At 59.0% G+C, this 25971-nt stretch carries 17 protein-coding genes; 1 reads left to right on the top strand and 16 read right to left on the bottom strand.

Annotated features, from left to right (window positions below; translation table 11 throughout):
* Positions 1–26: 26 nt before the first annotated feature.
* From HBA49_RS00920 to HBA49_RS00860, 13 genes are all read right to left on the bottom strand, one after another.
* On the bottom strand, positions 27–2540 hold the full coding sequence (locus HBA49_RS00920) for a SaeA-related protein (protein WP_005525423.1): 2514 nt from the start codon (positions 2538–2540) through the stop codon (positions 27–29).
* Between the two features lie 19 nt (positions 2541–2559).
* A complete protein-coding gene (locus tag HBA49_RS00915) occupies positions 2560–5343 on the bottom strand; it encodes a hypothetical protein (protein ID WP_005522817.1) in 2784 nt (927 codons plus the stop codon).
* Entirely contained in the window at positions 5340–8990 is a 3651-nt protein-coding gene (locus tag HBA49_RS00910; protein ID WP_005522816.1) for a tubulin-like doman-containing protein, read from the bottom strand. Before HBA49_RS00910 ends, HBA49_RS00915 begins: the two co-directional genes overlap by 4 nt.
* A gap of 40 nt (positions 8991–9030) precedes the next feature.
* Positions 9031–11673, bottom strand: a complete 2643-nt coding sequence (locus HBA49_RS00905) for a vWA domain-containing protein (RefSeq protein ID WP_005525060.1) — start codon at positions 11671–11673, stop codon at positions 9031–9033.
* A gap of 23 nt (positions 11674–11696) precedes the next feature.
* The gene (locus HBA49_RS00900) at positions 11697–12236 is read right to left on the bottom strand and encodes a hypothetical protein (protein ID WP_005522814.1); all 540 of its coding nucleotides are present in this window, start codon (positions 12234–12236) and stop codon (positions 11697–11699) included.
* A 121-nt stretch (positions 12237–12357) separates the two neighbouring features.
* Positions 12358–12924 carry a TM2 domain-containing protein gene (locus tag HBA49_RS00895; protein ID WP_005525358.1) on the bottom strand — a complete coding sequence of 189 codons (567 nt, stop codon included), beginning with the start codon at positions 12922–12924 and terminating at the stop codon, positions 12358–12360.
* A 282-nt stretch (positions 12925–13206) separates the two neighbouring features.
* Complete coding sequence (locus HBA49_RS00890; RefSeq protein WP_005522812.1) at positions 13207–14370, bottom strand: glycoside hydrolase family 76 protein; 1164 nt, start codon at positions 14368–14370, stop codon at positions 13207–13209.
* 262 nt (positions 14371–14632) lie between these two features.
* Complete coding sequence (locus HBA49_RS00885) at positions 14633–15325, bottom strand: TrmH family RNA methyltransferase (RefSeq protein WP_005522809.1); 693 nt, start codon at positions 15323–15325, stop codon at positions 14633–14635.
* Between the two features lie 18 nt (positions 15326–15343).
* Positions 15344–15898 (bottom strand): orotate phosphoribosyltransferase, encoded by a 555-nt coding sequence (pyrE, locus tag HBA49_RS00880; RefSeq protein WP_005525072.1) that lies wholly within the window; start codon positions 15896–15898, stop codon positions 15344–15346.
* Between the two features lie 11 nt (positions 15899–15909).
* Positions 15910–17565, bottom strand: coding sequence for a hypothetical protein (locus HBA49_RS00875; protein ID WP_005525219.1), 1656 nt, complete (start codon positions 17563–17565; stop codon positions 15910–15912).
* 104 nt (positions 17566–17669) lie between these two features.
* Positions 17670–18509 (bottom strand): sulfurtransferase, encoded by an 840-nt coding sequence (locus HBA49_RS00870; RefSeq protein ID WP_005525496.1) that lies wholly within the window; start codon positions 18507–18509, stop codon positions 17670–17672.
* 265 nt (positions 18510–18774) lie between these two features.
* Positions 18775–21321, bottom strand: a complete 2547-nt coding sequence (gene clpB, locus HBA49_RS00865; RefSeq protein WP_005524841.1) for an ATP-dependent chaperone ClpB — start codon at positions 21319–21321, stop codon at positions 18775–18777.
* A gap of 326 nt (positions 21322–21647) precedes the next feature.
* Positions 21648–21800: a hypothetical protein gene (locus tag HBA49_RS00860; protein WP_162019687.1), complete on the bottom strand. Its 153-nt coding sequence runs from the start codon at positions 21798–21800 to the stop codon at positions 21648–21650.
* A 40-nt stretch (positions 21801–21840) separates the two neighbouring features.
* Between HBA49_RS00860 and HBA49_RS00855 the strand changes: the two genes are divergently transcribed.
* The gene (locus HBA49_RS00855; RefSeq protein ID WP_162019691.1) at positions 21841–21984 is read left to right on the top strand and encodes a hypothetical protein; all 144 of its coding nucleotides are present in this window, start codon (positions 21841–21843) and stop codon (positions 21982–21984) included.
* On the opposite strand, the gene HBA49_RS00850 is transcribed toward HBA49_RS00855, so the two are convergent.
* From HBA49_RS00850 to HBA49_RS00840, 3 genes are read right to left on the bottom strand one after another with little or no spacing between them, the layout of a single operon-like run.
* Entirely contained in the window at positions 21977–22411 is a 435-nt protein-coding gene (locus tag HBA49_RS00850; RefSeq protein ID WP_005525446.1) for a hypothetical protein, read from the bottom strand. The two genes, HBA49_RS00855 and HBA49_RS00850, sit on opposite strands and share 8 nt — an antisense overlap.
* 5 nt (positions 22412–22416) lie before the next feature.
* Entirely contained in the window at positions 22417–23115 is a 699-nt protein-coding gene (locus HBA49_RS00845) for an ABC transporter ATP-binding protein (RefSeq protein ID WP_005525427.1), read from the bottom strand.
* Positions 23116–23124: 9 nt separating this feature from the next.
* Positions 23125–25617, bottom strand: a complete 2493-nt coding sequence (locus tag HBA49_RS00840; protein ID WP_225866103.1) for an ABC transporter permease — start codon at positions 25615–25617, stop codon at positions 23125–23127.
* Between the last annotated feature and the right edge of the window lie 354 nt (positions 25618–25971).

Below are 25971 nucleotides of genomic sequence, written 5' to 3'. Positions count from 1 at the left end.
ACTCATCCCTTAACTTCACTAACTCTTTAATAACCTCGCTGGTAGAAATAAGCAGACCACTTACCATCATCCAGATTCAACGAGTCAATGGCCTCATCATCAATGAGTACCCGCGACGCACCTTTTTCCGTTGCCGCATCATCCGAATCCGGCTGGATAAATAGCCGGATAAACCCACTGGTTTTCGCGTTCGGCCCCTCGGAAGGCAAATCAATCAACCAATACTCGCCCCACGATTTTGCCTTGTCAAACCCGTGGGCCAACGTATCCGGGTTCAAAAACGGCGCGGGCTCCCCGGGAGCGCCCCGCTGATCGTTGGACAGGGCGCACCGGATGACTTCCTCCCCGTCCTCGTTATAGAGTGGCAGACGATCTGACCGGTACACCAGGGAGAATCGGGGGGCCTGGTTTCGGTCTTCTAAATCCTCACGCCAAATCCACAGTTTCGGCAGCACACCCTCCCCCGGCTCCTGCGGCACCTCAATCTTGTAGGCGTACAGTTTCAGGCCGGGGTAGTCTTTGCTGGTGGCATGATCTGCCTTCGTGTAGCGGCCCTCGTGAATGGCTTTGGGCAGCAGGGTCACCTTGTCGTGCAGCGGGTTGAGGTGCAGGCGAATGCCGCCCTGCCGCCGGTAGTCGTCCTCGGTGAGTTCCAGCATGGGTTTTTGTTCCTGCCGTACCTCCACCATTTGTGCCCCACTGGGCCAGTCGAATGTGATGAGTTGGCTGTCTACCCGTTGGATCAGGTCGAAGTCTTTAATGGATTCCACGCGGCGAATCTGCTTGGGCTCGCCCACCATGGATTTTTCCCCTACCACGTTGACGGGCACGCAATACACCTGCGACCAGCCGGCCGGCCACGAGAGTTCCTTAATCATTTCCTCGCCGGGGTCACCCTCGTAGGATTTACTCCATTCGGTGTTGCCCAGGGCATCGTCGTCGTCGAGGTAGCTGCTGTCCACCTCCTGGCCAATCAGGTCGGGGGCGGGTTCCGTTTTGGTGAGGTAGATTTTGACCTCACCGGTGGGGGGATGAATATAGCTGAGCAGGATGGTGTCATTGCCGGACCCGCGGGTGCCTTCCTCCCGCACCATGAGGCTGGCTTCGAGCAGTTCGATCTGCTGAATGTTGGCGCTAATGGTCAGTTGGCGCACCTCGCCGCCCACGCCCCGCATGGTGTTGCCCCGGAAAACGATTTCGGGAAACAGTTGGAAATCATAGGTGACGCCGCGAACAGGCACGGTGTAGCTGAAGCCACGGGCATCCACCTTGTCTCGCAACCGGTTTTCGGGTGAGTCCAATGGCCGCCGGTCCGAAGATTGCCGCACGTACACCATGACGTTGGCGTGACCCCGTTTCGGCGTCCATGTGCCGGTGACCACGCCGTCAGATTCCACCACCTTCAAATCCGAGGGCGGCAGGGCAATGGCGTTTTCACCGACGAACACGGGCTGAACCTTCAACAGCTGCTTTGGATTCGCTTCCGGTGCGATATATGCCCACACCATGTAATGGCGCATGCCGGCATCCTCGTTGATGGTTTCCCGGAAGGCAGTCCCCCGAGTTACCACAAGTTCGTGACCGTTTTCGGGGCTGGGTTCCTGTTCGAAATCATCCCCAACCAACAGGTAGAGCACAATCTGGTCGTCGGGGACGTCGACAGGATCCCAATAAATGAGCATGGTGGGGGGCGTGTCGGCGCCGTCATCGGTGTTGTACAGGTTTTCGGGAATGATGTGGACGGTGTCGCGGGTGACTTCCTGCGTGCTCCAGTCGTAGTCGGCGAAATAGCTACGATCAATGTCTTCAAAATCGTTGGGGTCGACCCGGCGCTGCCGCTCTATTTCGGCGTCTTTGGCGGCCTTGAGCATGGCGGCGAGCGAAAAACCACCTCTGCTGGTGCTTGTTGACGCGGTGGTCGCCGCAGGTGGGGCTGGCGGCGTGGCCGGCGGGGCCGGAGTAGCGGCGGGCGGGGTCTGCTGCGTGTCGGGTGCCTGCGTCACCGGTGGTTGGTTGGTATCGCCGGCGGGCTCGGGGTCGCCGTGTGGCGCATCCGTGGACGTGGTTTTCCGACTCACGTCCTGGTCCAGGGTGGTGTCGGAGGGTATGGGGTTCATGGGCACGTCGGCGGGTTCCGCCTCCTGGGGTGCTGGCGCGTCGTGGTCGGATGTTTCCTCGAAGTCCTGGAACAGCGACTGTTTTGTCCCACTGCGGTAGGCGCCGGCAGGCTCCGACTGGAACACGGCGGCGGACTGTTGCGCATTGTGGATAATGGTGTCGGGTCGATCAAACACCACGGTTTCCTGGGTGTCGTGATCGGGTTGGTGATCCACGGGCGGCTCCACCGGTTCGACGTCGACAAGCTCATCGGACTCGTCCTGGTCCGCATGCCCGTTTAATAATGCCACAAGCTTATCGACGACCTCATCGGGGTAGCCTTGGAGAACCTCGGTAATATTCGCCCGGGTGGGGTTGACCAGGCTGGACACCTTTAACAGGTCGGGAAACGGAATCGCGGAAATTGTGTTGTACTGAGCCACTATAAATCTACCCTCTTGCTTAAATCGTCCCGTCCGAGTCATCAAAATTGAAACTGGGTGCACCAGCTCCCCCCAGGCCAAACGGGTTGGTCTGGGTGTCTGCCGAGTCGGGGACGTGGAATTCCACCGGCCCACTGGTGCGGGCCTTCCCGGTGCCCACCAGGTACCCCAATGGTACCGCCGGACCGAATTGGGAGACGGTGACAAACCGGGTGAGGTTGGCGCTGGAGGGATCTTTGGCGTCCGTGTGGGAGAACGCCGGCTCCACATTTGTAGCCCCCCGGTTCACCCCCACCGGGGATACCGATGCGTTCGAGAACCGCGACTGGGACACGTCCGCCTGTTGCAAGGCGAACAGGAATTGTTCCCGCGGAACCCGCTTCAGCTCATTATTTTCGTAGTATTCGACGGTGTTGAGGGCCTGGTTGATGTGGGCGATGACCGACTGGTCGGAAATGGCGGTTTCCCAATTTTCGTGGATCCGGTCCCGGGCCGCCATTTCCGGCCCAATGGCCCACGTGCACAACCGGTCCAGGGTGGAATTGCTGCGGAACCCCGGCTGCCCATACAGTTCCTTGATGCGGGACGGGTTAATGCCCTCCTTCTGCTTAATGATGGTAAACACATCATCGACAAAGGCAGTGAGCGCGGTGCCTGCCCAACTGGTTTGGAACATTTTCGACCGCACATCATTCACCAGGGACACCATGGCGTTATCATCCACAACGGCGCGCCCCAACTGGGTGGAGCGGGGCATGCCATCGGTGGGGATGGGTGGGGCCGACGCCTCCTTGTGGGGTTTGCCGAACGGTTGGGATATTACCCGCCCCAGCAGGGTACTCCACGACAAGAACTGATAGTAGGCCGAGGCGATCCGCACCACGTCATTATTCGCATTGAGATAATTATCGCTCGCAATGGTGAGGTTGCTTTCCAACAGTTTCTTGCGTTCGATCTCATCAATGATGCCGCGTCTGGCGCGCATGAAAATCTGCATTTGGATACCCATGATGACAACCGTGGTGATGAACACCAGGAACAAGGCCCACCGCCAGTCGATGCCTTCCCAACTGGGCAGGAAGAACCGCCAATCCGGCTGGTAGTAACGGCCGGTGCAGTAAATCTCGATGAAGAACAACACCACCCAGGTAAAAGTGAGATACCGAAGGGTTTTGGCCAGCTTCCGGTTTTCGGCATCATAGTCCCGGCTGGTGAGTTCCTTCAGATAGTGCTGCAATTCGCCCAGCCGATACCAGGAGTTCCGGGCATTGGTCCGGGCCTGATCCAGGAGTCCGAGGAGTTTTTCCCCAGTGCGCCAGGCGAAACTCGTGGACATTTTCTCCCGCCAGGCCGCAAACTCATTATTAACCCGGGTCACGGAGGCATCCGCGGTTTGCGACAGGGCGTAATCCAACTCGCTCTTAAACCGTTGCGCACCATACACATCAAAGGGCAGTACCCGGGAATCCTCCGGGGACATGCCGGAAATGTCGGCCAGCACCGGATGGTAGCCGTCGAAGGATTCCGTCACGTCCGGCACGGAATCATTTCCCTTGCGCACAATTGCCGGGTTGCCGTTGTGGTCGCGGGGGCCGGCCAGGTCGTCTTGCAGTCGATCCGCCCCATCCACCAGGGTGAGTGCCGCACTGGTGTACCCTTCCCACAGCACCGATAGGCTGGGGGGCGGCTCCACCACAAACCCTTGTTGGCGGGTGCGCTCCTGGATCATGAGCGAACTGTTTTGCAGGTTATCCAGGGACACAGACTTGCCGGAGGAGTTACCGATCACCACCTCTACCACGGATTTCTCCCCGTAGAGGCCGTTTTGAATGTTCTTGGCCACCCGCTCGGACACGGTGTTGGTCAGGGCCTGCTTCCACATGGTGGGGGTGCCCACCACGGCAAGGAAGAATTCCTTGAGGAAGGACCGCACCGCGGCAAACCCCTCCTGCCGGATAGTGCCCTGATTATTCTCCGGCATCATTGCGCTCAATAGACTGCTGTGGTGTTGGTGCAGCAGGCGTTCCGCGTATTCGTTCACGGGGCCAGCATCGTTAATGTACACGGCCTGCCGGCCGTCAGCCAGGTTAGTGAGCGGCAGTTGTTCGCTAATGTCAACGACGCGTTTGAGTAATTCCTCTTCCACTTCAGATGCGTCCACGCTGCGGTGGTAGGCGCGGGCCAGCCGGAACGAGCCGCTTTGGCCGGAGGAAATTTCCTGCCCGGAGGCCTCCAACAGGGGTACGCTGGTCGAACTGCTCCACAGGCCGGCAAGACTCACAATGGTGGGGGCCACCACCTTGGCCACGGTGAATGGGTCGTCGGCGTGGTTGATGGGGCTGGCGGATGAGTGGGGGCTGTCGGAATCCTCCGGGGCGATCGCTATGGTGGACCAGGCGCTCCACCGATCCCAGTCCACCGGGGTGGTGGGCAGGGGCAGGCGGGGCACCAAGAGCCGTACTTTGGACACCCGACCAGACACCCGGGTTTCAATTGCGTACGTCCACGTGTCGAGGGCGTCGAATTGGCGATCCGATATGTCGTCCAGGGTGTCGAGGGCAATCACCAATTTCACGCCGGTGATTTCCCGTAACGCCTGGTCCAGGTTGATAAACGCCTGGCTGCCACCATCACGGTATTCGAGCACCCGCACTGCCGCGTCGGACAGGCCGGTGGCGGTGTCGATCCAAAACGATCGACGCACCTGGTTCATGGCCACCAGGTCGGCCACGTGCGATCGAATTTCTTCGAACACGCTCCCGTGGCCCAGGATTATCACATTGGCATTTCCGTTGTATGTCATAGTATGCCACCACCAAAGTCGAATTCTTTCGGCGCGTTCGTGCTTGGCTGCGCCGCCGAAGTATGCTGATTGGGATCAAACACCGGTTGGGTTTGTTGCGGCTGCTCTGCCACCCGTTGGGCTTCGTCGATAAGCGAATGCAATTGGGCCGACATTTCCACCACATCCTGGGCGAAGTCTCGATAGAACGGCATTTTCGCCGCATACTCCCGATCCGGCGGCAACGCCCAGGGTTTATTGGCCGCCGCCGCGCCCGGGAACCCGAACGTGGTGCTGGGGATGAATTGGTTGGCCACCGCACTGGTTTTATTCAACGCCGCCCGAATCAATTGTGCACGTTCTTCAATCGATTCGCCCACTATTTCGTTTTGTCGGGCGGGGAACACGCCGGTGCGCATAAACTCCGCCATGACCTTGACCGCCGGGTGTTGGATACCCGAATCCTTGTTGGTGGGCTGGTAGTTGGAGTCGTCGTAAATGCCGCGCAGCACCCGGTAGGGAATGAGCGACCCGGCCAGCCCGCCGTGGCCGTTCTTATTATGCGAATCCGCGTAGGCCAAGAGCACCGATTCAATGACCGCCGGCATCCAGTCCACCGGGTTCCGCATATTGCCCGGCTCGGTGAGTAGCGGGTGGGGGAATTTCAACCATTCGTTGTGCTTCGCATCAAACACGTAGGCGCGGGCGTCTTTCTCCCCCTGGTTGTACACCAGGACGCGGCCGACCGCCAGCCCCAGGATCCAGCCGGCCACCATGGCCTTGCGTTCGTCGTTTGACAGCGGCAGGGCGCCGGTGAGCGGGCGGGCCCGGCGCAGTTTCCAGGCGTTGACCCGGTCCATGCGGGACGCCCAATCGTCCGAGATGCGGGGCAGCAGCGAGCTGAACACGATCGGCGAATAGTTCGGGTAGGAACCAAAAATGTCGATGTGCTGCACTTTCTTCGTGTCCGACAGGGATTTTTCGAACACGTCCTTGGTGTGGTTGTCCAACGCCTGCACCCCGTCAAGCACGGAACCCAGTTCCGCGGCGGCGCTGAGGTCCCGGAAGGGGATTTCGGAGAAGCTGTACCGGTAGGTCACGTCGGTGCCGTGCACCAGGTTCACCATGGCGGCGTTTACGGCGGCCAGCGGCCGGGCCTGGCTTAATGCCACTTCGAATGCGGCCCGTAGCCGGTTGATGCGCTCGTGGTATTCTACATCGTTCACGGACTGGTCTTGGGTCATGTAGGAGCGCAGGTCCATGCCGATGAAGCGTTGGAAGTGGTAGCCGGGCCGGTTGATCCAAATGCGGGCCCGGCCCAGGAGGTTTTTGGGCCGGATGAGCGCCCGGAACACGGCCGGGCTGGATTCCCGGGTGGGCAGGCCCGACCCGAGAGGCGGGTTTTGCAGGTGTTTACACACCCACCCGGCGCGGTTGCCTTTGACTTCGGGCCGGAGTTGGGGGGCGAGGGTGTTTTTGGGTGCTTTGAGGGCATCGGTGGTTTCCCAATCGCCGAGGATGACAGAGCGGGCGGCAAGCCGGGAGGCTTGGGTGACGTCGAAGACGGTGGGTTCGGAGACTCGAACGGTTTCGACCAGGTGAGAGTCGTAGTCTTGGGGAAAGGAGTCGACTTCGGTGATGAGTATTTCGTTGTAGGAGCCGTGGAAGCGGTCACTGATGCGTTCGTCGAGGTCGGTGGGCCAGGCCACGGGGTCGTCGGTGGAGACGTCGGCGAGGTTAGTGTTGATATCTTTGCGCCGGTCGGCTTCGATGAGGTCGGCGTGGGCGTCGTTGATTTCGCGGACGAGCCGGCTGAGCCCGGAGACGCGGAAGTCGTCGAGGACGGGCATGAGGTTGCGGGAGAGGGCGGACAGGAACCCGGTTTCGAATTGGCCACGGTAGGCGTAAGCGATTTCGCCCATGGTTTCGTCAAGGTTGTAAGCGCGGCCCCGACCGTTGATGGGTTGGAGTATGACGTCGACTTGGCCGGGTTTGGCGAGGGGATTGTAGTTGGTGGTTTTATGGCTGATGTTGTTGAGGGCGGGGAGGATGCGTTGTTGGATGAGGTCGGTGATTTCGTTGAGGACAGCTTCGACGAAGGGGACGCCCATGGTTGCCAGTTCTACCTCGCAGACGCTGATGAGGTTGTTCATGAGTTCGTCAGCGTAGGCGTAGATGGCCGTGTAGGCGGCATTGTTGAGGTCGGTGGTGATAGTGGCGGCGAGGGCCGGGTGGGCGAGCCGATCGTAGACGGCGGCAGCCCATTCTTGGCCGCGTTGGCCTTCGACGTATTGGGGGAGGCTGTTGCGAAGGGTAGCGACGCAGGTGTCGGCGGCGGTGGCGAGTTCTTGGCCGAAGATACTGCGGAGCCATTGGCCGATCATGTGGCCGGTGGGTTGGGTCGTCCGCATTTGGGGGAGGAATTTAAGGGAGGTGAAGACGTTGGGGAGTCGTTCTTCGAGTCGGGCTTTGAGTTGTTCTTCGGCGGTGGCGGGGTTGACGGGGTCGAGGTGGCCGCGGAGGAGCCGGTCGAAGGCTGAGCGGGCGAGGCGTTGGGCGGCGTATTCGGCGTATTTGTCGCGGCCCATAGAGAGTTGAGCAAAACCCATGGTGCCCCAGGGCATGCCGTCCCAGGGAAGGCCGTTGGGTTCGGCCCAACCAAGATAGTTGCGGTTAGCGTCGGGGGATCCGGTGTTGCCGAGGGAGTAGGCGACGAAGCTTTCACATGCTTGTTCGGAGTACATGAGGGCACTGAGGGCGCGGCCCAGCCCGCGGTAAACCCCGTTGGAGCTGCCGTCACCAAAGACTGCGCCTTGGTCACCCATGCGGTTGCCTATGGGGAACATGCGTGCGAAGGTAAAGGGTTCGTTGGCGCCGTTGATGCCGAGGGCGGAGAACAGTGCGGTATCGGATTCGACGGCGGCCCCGGATTGGGCGGCGACGGCTTCGCCGAACATGGCGAGCGAGTTAGGCCAGGCGCCCATCATCATTTCTTTGGGTATTTCGGAGAACACCTCGGGGGTGAACATGAAGACGCCGGTGTGTTGGGGTTTGGAGTTGGGGAGGGTGGAGAGGATGCGACAAACGTCGAGGAACATGGAGGCACCCGCGCCGCCGGCCATAGAGGAGATGATGAGTATGACGGGGGATTGCAGGTTGGCGTCGGCGCGTTTGCCGGTGATTTTGTAGTTAAGTTCGTTGAGTTCTTTGATGGTTTCGGCGTTGTTGAGGACGTCGAGGGAGAGTTTGAGTCCTTCCTGGATTTTTTTGACGGCGGGGATGGTGAGCATGCGCCCAAGGGCCCGGTATTGGCCGGCGCCGTCGGAGACCGGGGTGGCGATGGAGCCGGGGTTGGCGGGGGCCCAGGTGGCGATTTCTTTCAGGCCCCCATTGTTGACGAGTTCGCTGGAAACCCCAATGTCGAAGGTGGAGTAGCGTTGCGCGGATCCGATGCCGATGTAGCGGCCCCCGGCCTGGGGGACGTTGGGGAGTTTGCTGGGGCCGTTTTCGGGGGTAAGAGGCACATCAATGGTGACGAATTGCCAGCATTTTGGCAGTTCGGTGCGTTCGGGTTCGATGTTGCGCATGAGCGCTTTTAGTTGGTCCATCATGTAGGCCTGGGTTTTGGCTCCAGAGCCGCCGCAACCGACAACTAAAAACTTCCGCATTGTCTCTTACCTCCGTGGGGTTTTCCGTTCGGTGCGTGGGTTACGCAAACGGGTCGTTACTATCGTTTTCGGTGGGCCGGTCGAGTGACGCTGTCCGGTGCACATCGTCGTCGTCCCGGCTGGGCTGGGGGTTCCGGCTGGTGCGCGGCGGTTGCGGTTTGCTGGGGGCGCCACCGAAGGGGTCGGGTTTCGCACCCGCGCTTTGCGACGCTGCGACGTGCGGCCCATCCGCCCCGTCAGCGTCGGCGGGGGCTGGCTCGGGGAACCGGTCGAAGTAGTCCTTGGCCTTGGCCTGGGCTTCGGCAGCGAGGGCATCAATGTCGGGTTGTTGAATGTTGGGGTCGACGATGACAAGAAGTTGGCCCTTGTCCTTGGTGTATTTGTCGGCGTAAAGCACCCAGGTGCGGCGCAGGGCGAGCGGCAGTTTTGCCCGGCCTTTGACTTGCCGACCCAGGTTGCCGATGGAGGGACCGTCTTCCGCCGCCGCGTATGCGGAGCTGAACGGGTTGAACCCGTAGCGGGCCCGGATTTTCTTGCCGGCGAGCACGACTTCGCGGGATTGCGGTTTCACCCCGGGGGTGTTGAGCACGAGTTCGTCGAAAGTGAACGTGAGGTTTTGGCCAGTATCTTCCCGAACCAGCCGGCCGTTCTTGATGGCCACTGGGATGCTCTTGGCGTGCAGGGTGGACTGCACCAGCAGGCCGGTGAGGTATTTGATGAGGTAGAGGATGATGAGTGGGATGAGGATGGCCAGGATGAGCACGAGTACGAACACGCCGGCAAACACGGGCTTGTTCACGGGTGCCTGCATGGTGCCGGTGAATTGGACGGCGACTTCGCCGTCTTCACCGGTTTTCAGGCTTTCCAGTTTCACTAAACTATTGACCGCAATTGGCCCGTCGACAAGCTTGTCGGTGCGGATAATCAGCGGCAGGGAGCCTTTTTGCCCGGCCTGAAGGGTGAGGGCTTTTTCGCTGCTGTTGTTCGGTGCTTCGAATTTCAGCGGTGTTGCTCCCTCCGGGGTGGTGATTTTCGTGCCGGTGGCTTTTTCGTCAATCCACAGTTTGCCGGGGCCTTCCACGGGGACCGACACCTGGGTTTCCAGCTGGTTGACTTTAATATCAACCTGACCAGCTACCTTCGGGAAGTTGCTAGGGCTGATTGCCACCGGGTAGCGGGCCACCACGGGTGTGAGTTGGGTGCCGGGCTTGTTGTCCTTGCCCTTGGTCACAATGGCGGTGCTCAGGGTGATTTCACCGGTCGACGGCTTGTCAATGACTTTCAGCGGCACAACCACGGGGAACCCGTCACCGATGGAGGTGGGTTCAATGAGGTTGATGGGTTCGGAACCGTCGGCGGGGGCGAATTTTGCCTCCAGTTTGGCTTCACCTTCAAGTTTTTGGGGTTGCCCATCCCGATTCACCAAGGCCACGTGGATGACTTCGTTATTGCTGAGCCCAATGACTTCCTTGTCGTTGAGTTCTTCAGCAACGGTGGTGAGGCCGGGGAAGATTTGGGCTTTCGCCGAGTATTGGGTGTTGGTGCCCTCCTTGGCCTGGTAGCCGAAGAGCCATTCCCCGGCCCAGTCGCCGGCCTGGTCTTTCGACATGGTGATGTCTACCATGCCGGGCACGCTGTCGCCCCGCTCTACCTTGATACTCACATCATCGTTAGAGGCAGAACTGCCCTTGAGGGGGATTTCCTTGCCTCGGGGGGTGATGAGCACGGGGATGAGCGCATCATTGTCGACAATCTCATTTGGCACCGCGGAGATTCGCACCTCGGTGATGGAATTGTCCAGCATGAACCGCATCTTACTTGCTGTATTGCCGTGGTGTTCCACCACCGCATTGTTCGGCAGAATGGATCGGAAGGCGCTAAACAACGATGCCGCATTGGATTCGGCGTTGAAGAACGCCCCATTGGGCACGGTGTCGATGGCGCAGTCGTTGCCTTCCGACATGGATCGCAGGATTTGCTCGGGCGATTCTTCCCCGGAGGGGATCAGGCCCACGGTGAACAGTTGAATGTTGGCATCCCGGAGTTTTTTCACCTGCCCGTCGGCGGAACAAATGGCTTTCTGGGCCACAATGTCGGCCTTTTGATCCCCCTGGACGGTGAGTTTCCCGTCGGTGAAAAACAGGATGGCCTTACAGCTTTCCGGGTCGGGTCGGCTGGCCAGGTCCGCCATGGCGCCGTTGAGGGCGGTGCCGTAGTCGGTGAACACATCATTATTGCGCTGGTCGAAGCCTTGGATGGGTGGGGTGAGGTCCCCCGCATGATCCCGCACATTGACCCAACCACCGTACACGTCTGGCTGCGACCGGTAGCCCTGACCGAACCCGGACAATTTCACATTAATGTCCGCGTTGCTTTCCTGGGCGAATTTTCCTAGTTGAGTGACCAGGTCCTGCATGGCGGGAACACGTATGTTATTGGGGTCGGTGGCGGGTTTACCGCCGTGCCCCTTGAGCGACGCCGATTCGTCAATCACGAAAATCAGGTCGGCTTTTTTCTTATTGTCAATGCAGGTGTTGAGTTTTTTAATGTTCTCCCTACCCGAGGGGGACACTTCGGCGTCTTCCGCCTGGACTACGCCGGGCAGGGCCAGTACGCCGATAATGGCGATAACGGCGAACGTGGAGAGAATCCGCCACAGAGGTGGTGCAGTCAAACTTTTCATATTGGTTCCCTTTTTACCCGTTTTTACCCGACTGTTTTTGATAACCACAAGGCGATTTCGAACGCGGTGCCCACAACCGCCAGCGACCCAATGATAATGGTGGCCCGCATGAGCACATATTGCATGGGGTTTTCGATATAGAAGTTTTCCGCTTGTCGACGATTGTCCGCCCGCATATGCATCCCAATCAGGAGGAAACCCACAATACCGGCCATGACCCAGCCGCAAATAGCATAATTGTGGAACATTGTGTCGGTCGCGCTCCCACCAACAGCGAACGCCAATATAGCGAGCACCGCGGCAATCATGGCGGCCACGAATGCCGGAATGACGTAATACCACGGCCCACTCACCGGAGTGCGATGCGCCACGGGGGCAGCGGTGTCGCCGAAGGTATCAGCCGGTGTGCTGGGGTTGGTGGTACCGAAAGGGTCGAACTGGCCTTTTCGGACAGTAGTGTCCCCAGTTTTCACCGGTTCCACCTGGGAAAACGGGTCGTGCGCCTGGCTGGGGGCAGAGTTGCTAAACGGGTCGCCAGCGCCACCGCCGGTTGAAGCGGACATGTGCGGTATTCTCCTCAAACTGATAGTTGGTTCCTGGGATGTGCCGATAGGTTTTCCGGCCCTAAACCCAAAGTAGTCCCCGCATGAAAGACACATGCGAGGATTCTAATAATTTTACTGGTCAGGGCCGGAAAACATAAGCAAACCGTCCGCTGCTGGCGATAATCATAATCAAATCGACAAATACCCAAATGCTTAACGCAATCAACAAGGGTATTCCTATGAGAAGGAAGGAAAACAACCACCCCACGAGCAAAAGCACTAGCTGCGCCGCCCCCATCCCATTGAACCCGGTATAGAAATTATGCGCCCCAAAAACACCGAAGAACAGGCAAAATAAGATAGCAATGGCTTTATCTTTCGGCGGGTTCTGCTGGAGCGGCGCCGCATAATACTGTTGCTGCTGCGGCAACACCCCATATTGTGGCTGCTGCTGCGGCACAGGCACCCCATATTGTGCACTGTAATCATAGCCAGAGGCTGGCTGCTGCCAATCGGTGCCCCCCACAGGCGTAGGATTATAACCATAATCTGCTACAGGATCGGGACTATATGAAGGATTAGCGGCAAGACCATTAGGGTCATACTGCGACCCCAAACCACCCGGTTGGCTACCCAAAAATGGATTATTCACCGAATCAGGTTGCTGACCGCTGTTGTAAGGGTATGTCATGAGGTTGATCTCCAATCACTTCCAGTTTCCCACACGTCAAATCTTAGCCACAGAAAGTATCCGGTGTCTCGATATGATGTTATGGATACACTCGTCATCTTAAGCTGAATGCCAGACATCCGCTTTCGACTGCTACAGCCATTCCCGAAGCTTCTTTGAGGCACCCAGAAAAAACCACAGTTAAAACCCTATTTAAAATACCTGGTTTCTGCTATCCCCCGCACCACCCCCCATGACGCAAATCTCACACCCCAACCTCTTTCACGAAAAAGATTGGGGTTAGAAACAAACCTCTGGTTATTCTCCCTCCACCGGGTCAGCAGCCGAAATTCGCGCGGCAGCCTCCAACAGCATCCACCCGGAAAGCTGCACCGACAAATCCCGCTCATCAATCCGCACCAACCGCACATAATCACTCAACGGTTTCGTCGTCAACCCATAATTATGCGGCAGTTTCGCATCACCCAACCAGTCAGAGGCAAACACCGGCAGCCCATCAACCTCCAGGCGATGATTCCACACGCTTTCCGCACTCGACAGCACCAGCTTCCGGGCCAGCTTCTTCGCCGCCACATTAGCCTCACTATCGTCCGGCAGCCGCACCGCAACATCAGCTAAATACCGGGCCAGAATCCCCTTAAACAGGCCGCCATCACCATCACGGGTATCCCAGTTAATCACCCCCGTTGGTGTGGCCATGTCTTTCTCCACCGCATGCAACACACTCCGCACATGCGCCTGATAGGCCATGGAATCCTCATAGGTTTCCGGCGACTCCCGCAGCCGCAACGTCAATTCCAAACAGGCACCCATCATCACCCCCTGGCAATAGGGGTGCAGGTTTTTCACCACTTCCGGCCCATTCATCGACATGCGAATGCCATCCATCACCAACCCATGATCGTCGATAAGCTCGTCGAACACCCAATCCACTAAAAACCGCGCCTTGGCGACCTGGCCGGTGCGCGCCATCAGAATCGCACCGGGACCATTCGTAGGAACGTTAAAAAACATTTCCCCCACCCGCCATGGCAGCACCGCCATGACCGGGTCGATGCCGTCCAAAATGTTTTCCTCTAACGCCACCAACGACTTCTTTTTCGTCCGCCGCGGATTCAGCACCTTATGGGCCCGCCCCAACGCTAACGCCAACCACAACTTATCGTCATAATAATTATTGCGGGTAAACTGGCCTAAATTACGCACCCGAATACCAGTAATAGTCTGCTGAATCCGCTGCTTACGGGCCTTAGTGGGGCGACGAATGGCGGCATCAACCAAGCAATCAAGATAATGCGCCTGCCACCAATAATGCCAACGGTAAAACAGTTTTTCCTTCGTGTGCGGCGGCCAGGCGGCAACCGCTAAATTCGTGTTGGGAAGACCCCACACCCGGCTAGCATGACGCTCGTTGATGGCGGATTCAGCGAGGTCGGCACGATGGAGCCATTTTTCATTCACTGATTATTCTCCGCTTCTGTCACCTAATTAATTTTAAGAAAATATGTCGTTAAACAGCTCAATAAACTATATAGCTGGACTTTCAAAAATATAACATAAAGATAACGGATATGCTGGACATAATTCCAATTCTTGCAACATTTTTCACTCCTCCCCCACCAGTGTGACAACCCGGCACACCAACCGCACCATAACGCATGCATTGCTAATCATTCAGATGAACTAGCTACCCCCGAACCACACCATATGCCACCCCGCCGTGTCACCATGCCAACGACAAATCGGCATGCTGCCGAATCCACGCATGCATGGCAATCCCCGCGGCCACCCCCGCATTAATCGACCGGGTCGACCCAAACTGGGCGATGGAACACGTCATCACCGCCGCCGCCTGCGCCGCCGCCGTCACCCCCGGACCCTCCTGGCCGAATAACAACAGGCACCGCTTCGGCAATTCCACCGTCTCTAACGGCACACTCCCCGGAGTGTTATCAATCGCCACCACCGTCAACCCGTGCTCCGCAGCCCACGCCACCACCGAATCCGTGGTGTCATGGTGCAGCAAATGCTGATACCGGTCCGTCACCATCGCCCCCCGACGATTCCACCGGCGCCGACCCACAATATGCACCGTATCCACCGCAAACGCATTTGCCGTTCGCACAACAGTACCAATATTGGCGTCGTTTTCGAAATTCTCAATCGCAATATGCAACGCATGCCGCCGCGTATCAATATCCGCAACAATCGCCTCCCGCCGCAGGTAACGATACGCATCCACCACATTACGACGATCCCCCATAGCCAATAGCTCAGGGTCATAACGCGGATCATCAACCGGGGCCGGCTCGCCCGGATGCTCGACCTCCCACGGGCCCACACCATGCTGGCCCTGACCCCACTCCGTCGGACCCGGCGTCGCCGACGCCTCCGACTCACCCATATTCGCACTCATGCCCAAAACCCCAACCGGCTACAATCCCAAATCCGCCAACCCCAACACATACCGGTACTCCAAACCAGCAGCCGCAATCGCATCCTGAGCACCAGTATTCCGATCCACCACAGTGGCCACCCCCACCACCTCGGCGCCGGCCTCCCGCAACGCCGCAACCGCGGTCAACGGCGAATTCCCCGTCGTCGTAGTGTCCTCCACCACCAACACCCGCTTACCGGCCACATCCGGGCCCTCAATGCGGCGCTGCATACCATGCTTCTTCGCCTCCTTACGCACCACAAACGCATCAATCGGCCGGCCATCGGCATGCATAATGCTGGTCGCCACCGGATCCGCCCCCAACGTCAACCCCCCCACCGCGGCATAATCCCAGTCAGCAGTAAGCTCCCGCAATAACTCCCCAATCAACCGGGACGCCCGATGCTCCAACGTGGCCCGGCGTAAATCCACGTAGTAATCCGCCTCCTTCCCGGAAGACAAAATCACCTTGCCGTGCACCACGGCCAACTCCCGCACCAATTCGGCCAATTCCTGTTTCTTCGCCCCGGTTGACGTTGATTCATTCAGCATGAATCCCCACTTTAATCCTTTTGCTTACCATCGGTAAAAATAGACGGACCCTGCGACGTGTCCCGAATCACCCGCGTCCCAAAATAATCATTCGGATCCGCCGGCTTCCCCCCATCCGCAATCGGCGACACATCATCCATACCCACCTGCCGAGAATTCACACTCCCCCGCGACTCCTCCCGCACCCGCGACGGCAACACCACCGGCTCCTCCTTCGGCCGCAACTGCGGCATCGGCGGGGTCACCTCCGGCTCATCCTCATCCTCCGGCAGCTCCGGGGCCTGCGGCAACACCCGGGTCGGATCACTATCCTGATAGCTGATCGGCGGCATCGCACCCGGCGCCGGCGGCAACACATAGGCGGCATCCGCAAGCAGCGCCAACGGCTGGATCATGGCGTCCCAATCCTCCTCCACGCTCCCCTTCGGTGTGGCAGCCAGCACCCAACTCGACTCCAACCACATGGCGGTCACCTTCGCCGGCATTGTGGCAAACGCGGTCCCCACCCGGTCGTCAATGAACCGCTGCGCCGCGCCGGGATTATTGGAAAACACGTGGAAACCCTGGAACGTGGTCACCGACACCAGGTTTTCGAACTTATATGTGTCCGACTGCAAAATCCGGCGAATGTCAATAACCACATCGCTGGTAGCTTTACGACGCATGGCCATCACCGTCACCTGGCCCAAATCTACCAGCCATAATTCGTAACCAGCGGCAAACCCACTGACCACATCCTTGGCGGTGAGATTGCTGGAGGCAAACCCATGCGACCACTCGTCACTCAGGTAGGGGTCTTCCTTCTGGTATTCAAACTCGTGTTCTTGGGCCCAATTACGGCGGGCCCGGGTAGCGGACCGCAACAGTCCGGTGAACGCCGACTTCGGCAACCGGGCATGGGCGGAAGGCAACACCATGGGTGGGGCGACAGTTTTCTTCTCCCGCGCAGCCGGTACCACCGACGCATCAGACTGGGCCGCAGGTTGTTGGGCCTGACCAGTGGTGGTAGTGGTGTCCGGCGACTCATGCCCTCCCACCCCGCCGCCCAATCCCCCCGAACCGCCAGGCTCCTCGTCGTGGGAGTCGGCATCGTGATCGGCACCCGCCTCCCCGCCGGAACCCGCGACGCCGGTGGTGCCGCGAGCCCCGGTGGGGCGGGTGATATGCGGGGTTTTTGTAATGGTGAACGGCTGGCGTTCCGGGGCGGCCGGCTGCTGCGGCGGCACCGACTGTGGTGTGGGCCGCTGTGCCGCCGGCCGCGGGCGCCGCTGCCCCGGCTGACCTGGCTGGTTCTGCTGGCCCACCTGACCGCCCGGCTGGTTTGACTGGTTTGACTGGTTTGGTAGGTTCGGCCGCCCAGAATTCGGCCCATACGCCGACCCCCGCCGAGACGCCGGCTGCGCCGGGCGGGCCGCAGGCTTCGGGGAAACCGGCTGACCATAATCGGTTTCCCGTACCGGGCCCTGCCCCACATCAAAATCGTGGTGGTCGGCGAATGCTTCCGCCTCATCACCGGCGGGTTCTATAGGATCAGGGCCATAATCCTGAGCGGAATCGTCGTAAAGCTCGGAATCATCGGCCACCTGGGCGCGCTTTCGGCGGGCATCAAGATACAGTAAATAGCCGCCGAGACCGGCGACAATAATGGCGGCAAGTACAAAAAACATGCCTTTAAGTCTAAGGCAAATATGACAAAACTATCCCAACCACCGCGGCTTTCGTGGGATAGTTTTTCGGTAATATGCCTGGCAAAACCTGTCGGTACGTGTGGTTAAACGCCACGCTCCACCGGATTATTTCGGTTAGCGCACCACTGTGACCAGCCGCCAACATAGTGGCGGGGCGTGCCCAGGCCGGCAATGTTCATAGCGGCAATGACCTGCGCAGAGTGGTTGCCGGAACCCGAGTAGATGATGGCATCGGCAATGGTATCCCGGGTCACACCGTGGTTGGCGAAAATCTCCCGCAGCTCCTCGGCCGGTTTAAAACTCTGCTTCGGGTTCATCACCGAACGGGTGGGAATATTAATGGCACCCGGAATATGGCCGGCCTTCAAATCCAAATATTCCTTACGGCCGGCAAACCGGTTGGTTTCTCGCGCATCAATGAGCAGCCCGGTGTGGGCCTTCACATCCTGAATGGTGGCGGTGGGCATGTGCCCGGAGCTGGGGACAATATTGTCGTAGACGCAAGGATTACCCGGGCCGGCGGCCATCGGGTAGTCGCGGCGCACCCACTCCTGCTGCCCGCCATCGAGGATGCGCACATTACTCACACCCGCCCACTTCAATGTCCACCAGGCGCGGGCAGCGAAAAACCCCCGCTTGTCGTCGTAAACAATAACCTCGTGGGTGTCGTCAAGCCCCCAATATTTAAACCACCTCTCCAGGATGGTTTTGGTGGGCAAGGGGTTGCGGCCTTTGGATGCGCTGGGAATGTCGGCGAGTGCCAATGCGGTGTCGCAGAACCGGGCGGTGGGAATGTGCCCCGCCTTGAAATGCTCATAGTTACTGTGCTCGTCCGGCTCCCATAGACTAGCTAGGACAATCTGCTTTTTGCCTGTCCGAACGCGATATTCGAGTTCATCGGTGCTGATGATGGTGGCTGTCATAATTACTGATCTTAGGGTGCACTTGATGCCGAACCTGTAACATGCACTCTAGGCTTTTCGACGCCCGCTGCGCCGGGTGTGCCATAACGTCCGTGTGTGTTGAAATCCGCTTTCGTTTTTGGGTAAAAAACCAGCATTACCCCAGGTGGATTATGTTCACCCGCAAAACATAGGTGTGATGTCCATCCCGGGGTAATTCGTAGGTGATTTTTATCGCTTTTCACTGCGACCGGACGGGCCGCAGTGCTATATGGCTATTTCACTCCTACTTGCCCACGGCGAGGCTGTCAGTGGCGGTGTTCACAGTAACGTTGACCGTGTCACCGTCGCGGATCTCGCCAGCCAGGAGTTTCTTGGCCAAGGCATCACCGATGGCCTGCTGAATGAGCCGACGCAACGGCCGGGCGCCGTAGGCAGGATCGTAGCCGCGGTCGGCCAACCATTCCTTGGCATCATCGGAAACCTTGAGGGTAAGGCGGCGGCTGGCAAGCCGTTCGGCCAGATCCCGGATTTGGATGTCGACGATGCTGGTGAGTTGGTCCTTGCTGAGCGGGTCGAAGATCACCACGTCATCGAGGCGGTTGATGAATTCGGGTTTGAAGGCCTTCTTCACCGCGTCCATCATCTGCTCTGGGGTGCCGCCGGCACCCAGGTTGGAGGTGAGGATCAGGATGGTGTTGCGGAAGTCCACCGTGCGGCCTTGACCGTCGGTGAGGCGGCCGTCGTCAAGCACCTGCAGGAGAATGTCGAACACATCCGGGTGGGCCTTTTCCACCTCGTCGAACAGCACGACGGTGTAGGGGCGGCGGCGGACGGCCTCGGTGAGCTGGCCACCCTGGTCGTAGCCAACGTATCCGGGAGGGGCACCGACGAGGCGGGCGACGGCGTGTTTCTCCGCGTATTCGCTCATGTCAATGCGAACCATGGCGCGCTCATCATCGAACATGAATTCGGCCAAGGATTTAGCGAGTTCCGTCTTGCCCACACCGGTGGGGCCGAGGAACAGGAAGGAACCCATGGGCCGATTGGGGTCCGCAACCCCGGCGCGGGCACGCCGAACCGCATCGGCGACGGCCTGCACCGCGTCGAGTTGGCCGACCACCCGTTTGCCCAGTTCGGCCTCCATGTGGAGGAGTTTTTCGGTTTCGCCTTCAAGCATTTTGCCGGCGGGGATACCGGTCCAGGCGGACACGACCTCGGCGATGGTATCGGGGGTGACTTCCTCGGAGAGCATTGTGGGCGCCAGGGATTGTTGTTCCAGCTGCTCCAGCTGTTTCTCCAGCTGGGGGATGGTGCCATAGCGGAGCTCGGCAACCTTGCCGTAGTCGCCGTCGCGTTCGGCGATTTCGGATGCTTGACGCATCTTTTCCAGTTCTTCTTTCACACCCCGCACCTTGTCGATGGCGGCCTTTTCATTATTCCACCGTGCCTTGAGTTCGCCCAGGCGTTCGCGCTGGTCGGCGAGTTCTTCCCGCAGTTTGACCAGGCGGTCGTGGGAGGCGGCGTCGGTTTCTTTGGTCAGTGCCATTTCTTCGATTTCGAGGCGGCGGACGATGCGTTCCAATTCGTCGATTTCCTGTGGTGAGGAGTCGATTTCCATGCGCAGGCGGGAGGCGGCTTCGTCCACCAGGTCGATGGCTTTGTCCGGCAGGAACCGGGAGGTGATGTACCGGTCGGACAGGGTGGCTGCGGCAACAAGCGCGGAGTCTTGGATGCGCACGCCGTGGTGGACTTCGTAGCGTTCCTTGAGCCCACGGAGGATGCCAATTGCGTCTTCGACGGAGGGTTCACCGACGAAGACTTGTTGGAACCGGCGTTCTAATGCAGCGTCTTTTTCAATGTATTTGCGGTACTCGTCGAGGGTGGTGGCACCAACCAGTCGGAGTTCGCCGCGGGCCAGCAGGGGTTTAATCATGTTGCCGGCATCCATTGCGGAGTCGCCGGATGCGCCGGCACCGACAATGGTGTGAAGTTCGTCAATGAAGGTAATGATTTCGCCTTCGGCTTCCTTGATTTCGTCGAGGACGGCCTTGAGGCGTTCTTCGAATTCGCCCCGGTATTTAGCGCCGGCCACCATGGAGCCCAGGTCGAGGCTGATGAGGGTTTTACCACGGAGGGATTCCGGCACGTCGCCGGCGACGATGCGGCGGGCGAGGCCTTCGACGATGGCGGTTTTACCCACGCCGGGTTCGCCGATGAGCACCGGGTTGTTTTTGGTGCGGCGGCTTAAGACCTGGACGACTCGGCGGATTTCGGAGTCGCGGCCGATAACGGGGTCAATTTTGCCTTCGCGGGCGCGGGCGGTGAGGTCGGTGGAGTATTTTGCCAGCGCCTGGAATTGGCCCTCGGGGTCTTCGGTGGTTACTTTTTTCGATCCGCGGACGGAGGGGAAGACGCCTTTGATGGCGTCGTAGGTGGCGCCGCGTTTGGTGAGCAGGTCGGCGGCGTCGGATTGCCCGCGGGCGATAGCGGCCAGGAGGACTTCGGTGGAGACGAATTCGTCGCCGAGTTCACCGGCGAGTTCTTGGGCAGCGTTGAGCACGTTGAGGCCGTCGCGGTTAAAGTTGGGGTTGGCCAGCCCGGAGCCTTCGGCCTTGGGATACCCCTTCACGAGCGCCTCGGCTTCCTTGCGGACGGTTTCGGGGTCCACACCGGTGGCGCGCAGCACGGGCGCGGCTATGCCGTCTTCTTGCCCGAGAATGGCGGCCAGCAGGTGGGCGGGCCGAATGTCAGGGTTGCCGTTTGCGGAGGCTTGTTGCAACGCGGTTTGTAATGCTTCTTGGGTTTTTGTTGTTGGTTTAAATGAGCTCATTATTGTCCTTTTCTGTCGTATTCCTGTTTACCAGTTCTCACTATTTTAGGTCCGACCAACCATAAGGTTGAGCGGGTATTACTCAAGTTTGTTCCTAGCATACACCACTCCTCCAAAAAAGTTAAGTCCCCTAGGCTCAACTTTCTGTTTTCGCTGGTTATTTTGGCTTTACGACGTTATCCTGACGGGACCTACCCCCAAACCCGAGGATCCTCATGTCCCCCGCCGGGAGCGATGTTCTCACCCCGGTCAGCCGGCAGGCATAGAAAAACCGCAGGCCCGTTCGTCGTCAAGTATGACAACCGGACCTGCGGCTAGCGGCTAGATTATTTACCGTCGCACTCATCCCAGTGGCCCTCGTGGGCGCGGTGACGGTGACCGTCGTGAAGATAGTCGACGTGATCGCCGTGCTTGACCGCTTCGTGGCCGCAGTTCTCGCCGTGAACATGAGGATGGTTTTCATGGATATGGCAAGTCATTTTCAGTAAGCCTCCTTAAAACTACTGACAGTTACGGTCGATGACCACCGTCGACTATACCGCCCATGCAGTTACGGGCCAAAAAATTATGTGTTCTGGAGGGATCACCTGGCAATACTCTTTTACCGCACAACCGTTTTCATTAGCCGCAGGCGGCGGCGTCGAAAAGCGCCCGGCTACTTAGAAAGCAGCATGTCTAACGTGTCGTGCAGCGCGGTGATGCCATCTTCTCGCACTTTCCAACCGGTTTCGGTGTCGGCCTTTTCCAGCAGTAATTTCACCGGCACCGAGTACTGGGTACCATTCGCCTCAAACGCGATATTCATGTCAACATTCCAGGTTTCATTGCCCATGGTTTCCAACCCCCGCGGTTGAGTGGTCACGGTGGTCACCCCGTGCTTCGCATAGAGGTCCGCAAGTTTGGTGCAGGCCGCTGACTTGTCCACCCCGACCGCCTGGCTGCAGGCCGCGGCATCGGGGGAAACTGCCTGCTTGGGGAAGTTTTCCCGGACGTTAGCGAAGAACGGCGTAGGCTGTTCTTCCGCCTGTTTGGAGCAGGCTGCCAGGATCAAGGCGAGGCTTACAACGCCTAATGTTTTGGTGAAATTCATGATGTTTACCTCAAAAAATCGTAGGTTTGGGAAATATCGTGGTGGCTGATCAGGCTGAGGACCCCGGCATCCATGCTGAACACCTGGTCGGAGTATTGAATCGCCAGCGGGTCGTGGGTGACACACAGCACTGTGCTGCCTTCCTGGGTGAGCTGGTGGAGCAGTTCGAAGAGTTTTGTGGAGTTCTCGCTGTCGAGCGCGCCGCTAGGCTCGTCAGCGAGCAGCACGGTTCGGGTGCCCGCGATGGCCCGGGCGATACCCACCCGCTGCCGCTCCCCACCGGAGATTTCGGCGGGGAACCGGCGCCCAAGATGGCCGATGCTGACTTTCGCCAGCGCCTGCTCCGAGGCCGTTATTGCCGCGGTTCGACTCATGCCGTTTGCTTCGAGCGGCAGCCGCACGTTCTCTAACACCGTGAGTTCGTTGATGATGTTGTGGTCTTGGAACACCACCCCGATATCGGTTCGACGCAGCGCCGCACACTCGTCTTTGGTGAGCGCAGCAATATCCTTGTCCTGGTACCAAATGGCGCCGGTTGTGGGTTTCAGCAAACCGGCGATGACCGACAGCAGCGTGGTTTTACCCGAACCGCTTTTGCCGAAGATGGTGCTGAGTTTCCCGGCGGGGAACTCCACCGACAGCGGCCGCAGCGCGTGAACGTCGCCGTAGCGTTTCGACACGTTATCCAGGGTGATTGCCGACATGTGTAATCCTCATTTCCGTTTTTCGCTGGAGATCCGCAGCACCGCCAACCCGAACGCCAGGGCAAGTGCCGCCGCCAGCCCGAGGGCGACGAACCCGTAGGTTGGCCACGATGTGGCGACCGGCAGCGCCTCCGTCTGCTGCACCGGCCGTAGTTTCAGGATCCACACCCCCACATATCCTGAGGCCATGCCGGTGAGGATGGCCGGGATGAGGGTGGGAAAGAGCGAGAGCGCTAATACTTTCCCGGCCCACCGACGGTTCACGCCCAGGGCGAAGAGGCTGTCGAGGTGTTTGGATAGTCGCCCGGCGATCCCCAGGGCCAACACCAGAATCCACACGCCCATGATGACGGTGCTGACCAGGACCAATGCCTTCAGGTCGGGGGGAACGGAAATGTGGTGGAGTTCGTTGTGTACATCAATGGCAAGACTCAGTATGGAAAACTGCGGTTTTTGTTGCACCGCACGTGTTTGGGCGGCTTCGTCGAGATTCGGGTACTCCACAAATACCGGACCCAGCGGCAGGTTGCGGGTTTCGGCGAAGGATCGAAGCGCGATTGCTCGAACACTCATGCCTACCAGGTATTCGCGCGGCAGCTCCACCGGGGTGGCGGTGACCGTTTCGGTGCGTGTCGTCCCGTCTAGCGACGACACGTGCACCGGGATCACACCATCGCGGGCGTCGGTGCCCAGGATTCCGCCGCTGTTGAGAGCTACTTTCTGCTCCGGGCTCAGCCCACCCAACCACCAGTCGATATCGGACACGGATTCGAATACCCAGAGCTGTCCCATTCGGAACGCGTCGAAGCCGACCTGAACAGTGGTTTGCGGCGGTACCGATTGTTCCTCGGCAACCCGCCGAATCCGAATGGGTTGCTGGGGGAACTCGGCGTCAACCTGGGCTTGGAGTGGTTCCGGTATTTCCATGGGTTTCCCCAATCGATCGGCCATGGTGACCCGGACTGTGTTGGGCGGGACGCTATCAATTTGCGTGAGATTCATGGTGTTTTCGGTAGTCACGGCCGTGGTGACCAGCATCAGGGGGATGCCGACGATGGCGCCGCATAGTAACCAGGTGATGGCACCGCTGAATGCGTCTCGTTCCTTCATGCGGCGACTGAGCACGCCGGCTAAGGAATCTGGCCATAGGCGCCGGGTTTTTGTGAGCCACAACGCCATAAGTGCCGAGGCCATGACCACGAAGCTGGCGCCAACGATTTGGTTCTGGTCGTCAAGAATGTCGGGGAATAGGAAGAGTATACTCAGCACGAAAAAGCCGAGGCAGCCGATGCCGCCCATGACCCAGGTGGTTCCCGCTACCCCCACCGTTATCTTGCGTTTTCGTCTTGGCCAACCCCCAGCGATCGCCAGGCCAGCGGCGATCCCGCCGGCGATGGATAACCAGAAGAGCGGGAACAGGCCCCAGGGGAATACAAAGGTGGACAGCGGTAATTCATATACCCGCGACAGGATTATTCGAACAACAGTACCAATACCTAGGGCGATGAGGGATGCGACCGCCAGTGCCGCAAGCCCCATGATGATCAGCGCCCCAATGATCGCCAGGATCAGCGCCGAATCCTGGATTCCCATCGCCGCCAGTGTGACCTGTTGTTTCCGCAGCCAGACGCTCAAGAGCAGAATCGCCATAATCACCACCAGTGCGGGCATGAGGACTGCTGGCCAAACATAAATCACCGGGTTCCCGCCGGGCGCCGGCCGGTCACCGTGAAGATCGGCGGCGCTGAGCAGCACCTGGGCGCTGGTGGCGGCCGGCAGCTCCTGCAACGCCGCAGAGATACTATTAAGCACCCTGAGCTGCGCCAATACCGGTTCCGGGCTGGGCGCCGACCAGTACAGGCTCCCACTGAGATATTGGGGGATGCCGGTCAGGTCTTCGATGCGGCGATACGCATCGCTCAACGTGCCGGGTGCCGCATAAATGGTGGCATCGTCAAGGTATTTGTCGGCAATAATGCCGGTGATTTTCCAGCTGGTATCCACCCCGGGGACCGCAATCCGCACGTCGCCACCCACGGCGCCACCGGCAGCCAAGGCGGTGGAAATAGCTATTTCGCCTGGTGCGGATGGGTATCGGCCCTCGGCAAGCGAATACCGTTTGGGGTACGGAGAGGCGTCCCACGGTGTTTCGGAAACGCGCAGTTCCCGGTGCTCTTCCGCCACCAAGCCTAATCCGGTAACCGGCAGGGTTGTGATGAGTTCGACTCGCCCCAGCGTCGACAGGTGGTCGAGGTCGAGCTTCTTATAGCCGCGGACTGGCACGTCCGGCATGTTTGCTGTGTAGTCGGCAACCCCCAGGGAATACTCACGCTCCTGGTCCGGGCTGAGTTTCATCGAGGTGACACTAATAATCAGGGTCATGATTGCGGCCACCACCACGGTCAAGAAGACGACAGAGAGGCGCCAGGCCGGGGTCCGCAGCAGGGCCGGGGCAAACCTAAGAGCCGCTTTGACAAAGCCTAAGTTTGCTTTCGACGACATTAGCAGCCAATCCCATTCCGTTGCGATACCACGATGCCCAATATGTCCATGCGCCGCCCTGCCCCACACCCATTTCATAAGAACGAGAAATGAAACCTGAGCAAGCAATTGTTATGTGGGTTCAACTTAACAAAGTTCCGCCCAGATACAAAGCATTTCAATAGGAAAACCAGAAATCAATTATTTTATTACCCCAAAAGCTACCCCCGCTTTCGGCTATCTAGCCCTTCGATTGCTAGATTATTCTCGAATCAATGCAGCCCATTAGGTAATAGTTAGGTTATCATTAGTGAATCGTGCCCGCCAGAAAAATCACTGGTTTCACTGCCACTACCTGTTCATATAATGAATATT

The sequence above is a fragment of the Corynebacterium matruchotii genome (assembly GCF_011612265.2).
GTDB classification, from domain to species: Bacteria; Actinomycetota; Actinomycetes; order Mycobacteriales; family Mycobacteriaceae; genus Corynebacterium; species Corynebacterium matruchotii.
The sequence above is the reverse complement of the archived record's forward strand: the minus strand, read 5'-3'. Positions and strand labels throughout refer to the sequence as shown.

Excerpts from the sequence above, each read along its gene's own strand:
- HBA49_RS00915 (WP_005522817.1), bottom strand. The coding sequence starts at position 5,343 with ATGACATACAACGGAAATGCCAATGTGATAATCCTGGGCCACGGGAGC.
- HBA49_RS00910 (WP_005522816.1), bottom strand. The coding sequence starts at position 8,990 with ATGCGGAAGTTTTTAGTTGTCGGTTGCGGCGGCTCTGGAGCCAAAACC.
- HBA49_RS00905 (WP_005525060.1), bottom strand. The coding sequence starts at position 11,673 with ATGAAAAGTTTGACTGCACCACCTCTGTGGCGGATTCTCTCCACGTTC.
- HBA49_RS00900 (WP_005522814.1), bottom strand. The coding sequence starts at position 12,236 with ATGTCCGCTTCAACCGGCGGTGGCGCTGGCGACCCGTTTAGCAACTCT.
- HBA49_RS00885 (WP_005522809.1), bottom strand. The coding sequence starts at position 15,325 with ATGAGTGCGAATATGGGTGAGTCGGAGGCGTCGGCGACGCCGGGTCCG.
- pyrE (WP_005525072.1), bottom strand. The coding sequence starts at position 15,898 with ATGCTGAATGAATCAACGTCAACCGGGGCGAAGAAACAGGAATTGGCC.
- HBA49_RS00875 (WP_005525219.1), bottom strand. The coding sequence starts at position 17,565 with ATGTTTTTTGTACTTGCCGCCATTATTGTCGCCGGTCTCGGCGGCTAT.
- HBA49_RS00870 (WP_005525496.1), bottom strand. The coding sequence starts at position 18,509 with ATGACAGCCACCATCATCAGCACCGATGAACTCGAATATCGCGTTCGG.
- clpB (WP_005524841.1), bottom strand. The coding sequence starts at position 21,321 with ATGAGCTCATTTAAACCAACAACAAAAACCCAAGAAGCATTACAAACC.
- HBA49_RS00860 (WP_162019687.1), bottom strand. The coding sequence starts at position 21,800 with ATGACTTGCCATATCCATGAAAACCATCCTCATGTTCACGGCGAGAAC.
- HBA49_RS00855 (WP_162019691.1), top strand. The coding sequence starts at position 21,841 with ATGACCACCGTCGACTATACCGCCCATGCAGTTACGGGCCAAAAAATT.
- HBA49_RS00850 (WP_005525446.1), bottom strand. The coding sequence starts at position 22,411 with ATGAATTTCACCAAAACATTAGGCGTTGTAAGCCTCGCCTTGATCCTG.
- HBA49_RS00845 (WP_005525427.1), bottom strand. The coding sequence starts at position 23,115 with ATGTCGGCAATCACCCTGGATAACGTGTCGAAACGCTACGGCGACGTT.
- HBA49_RS00840 (WP_225866103.1), bottom strand. The coding sequence starts at position 25,617 with ATGTCGTCGAAAGCAAACTTAGGCTTTGTCAAAGCGGCTCTTAGGTTT.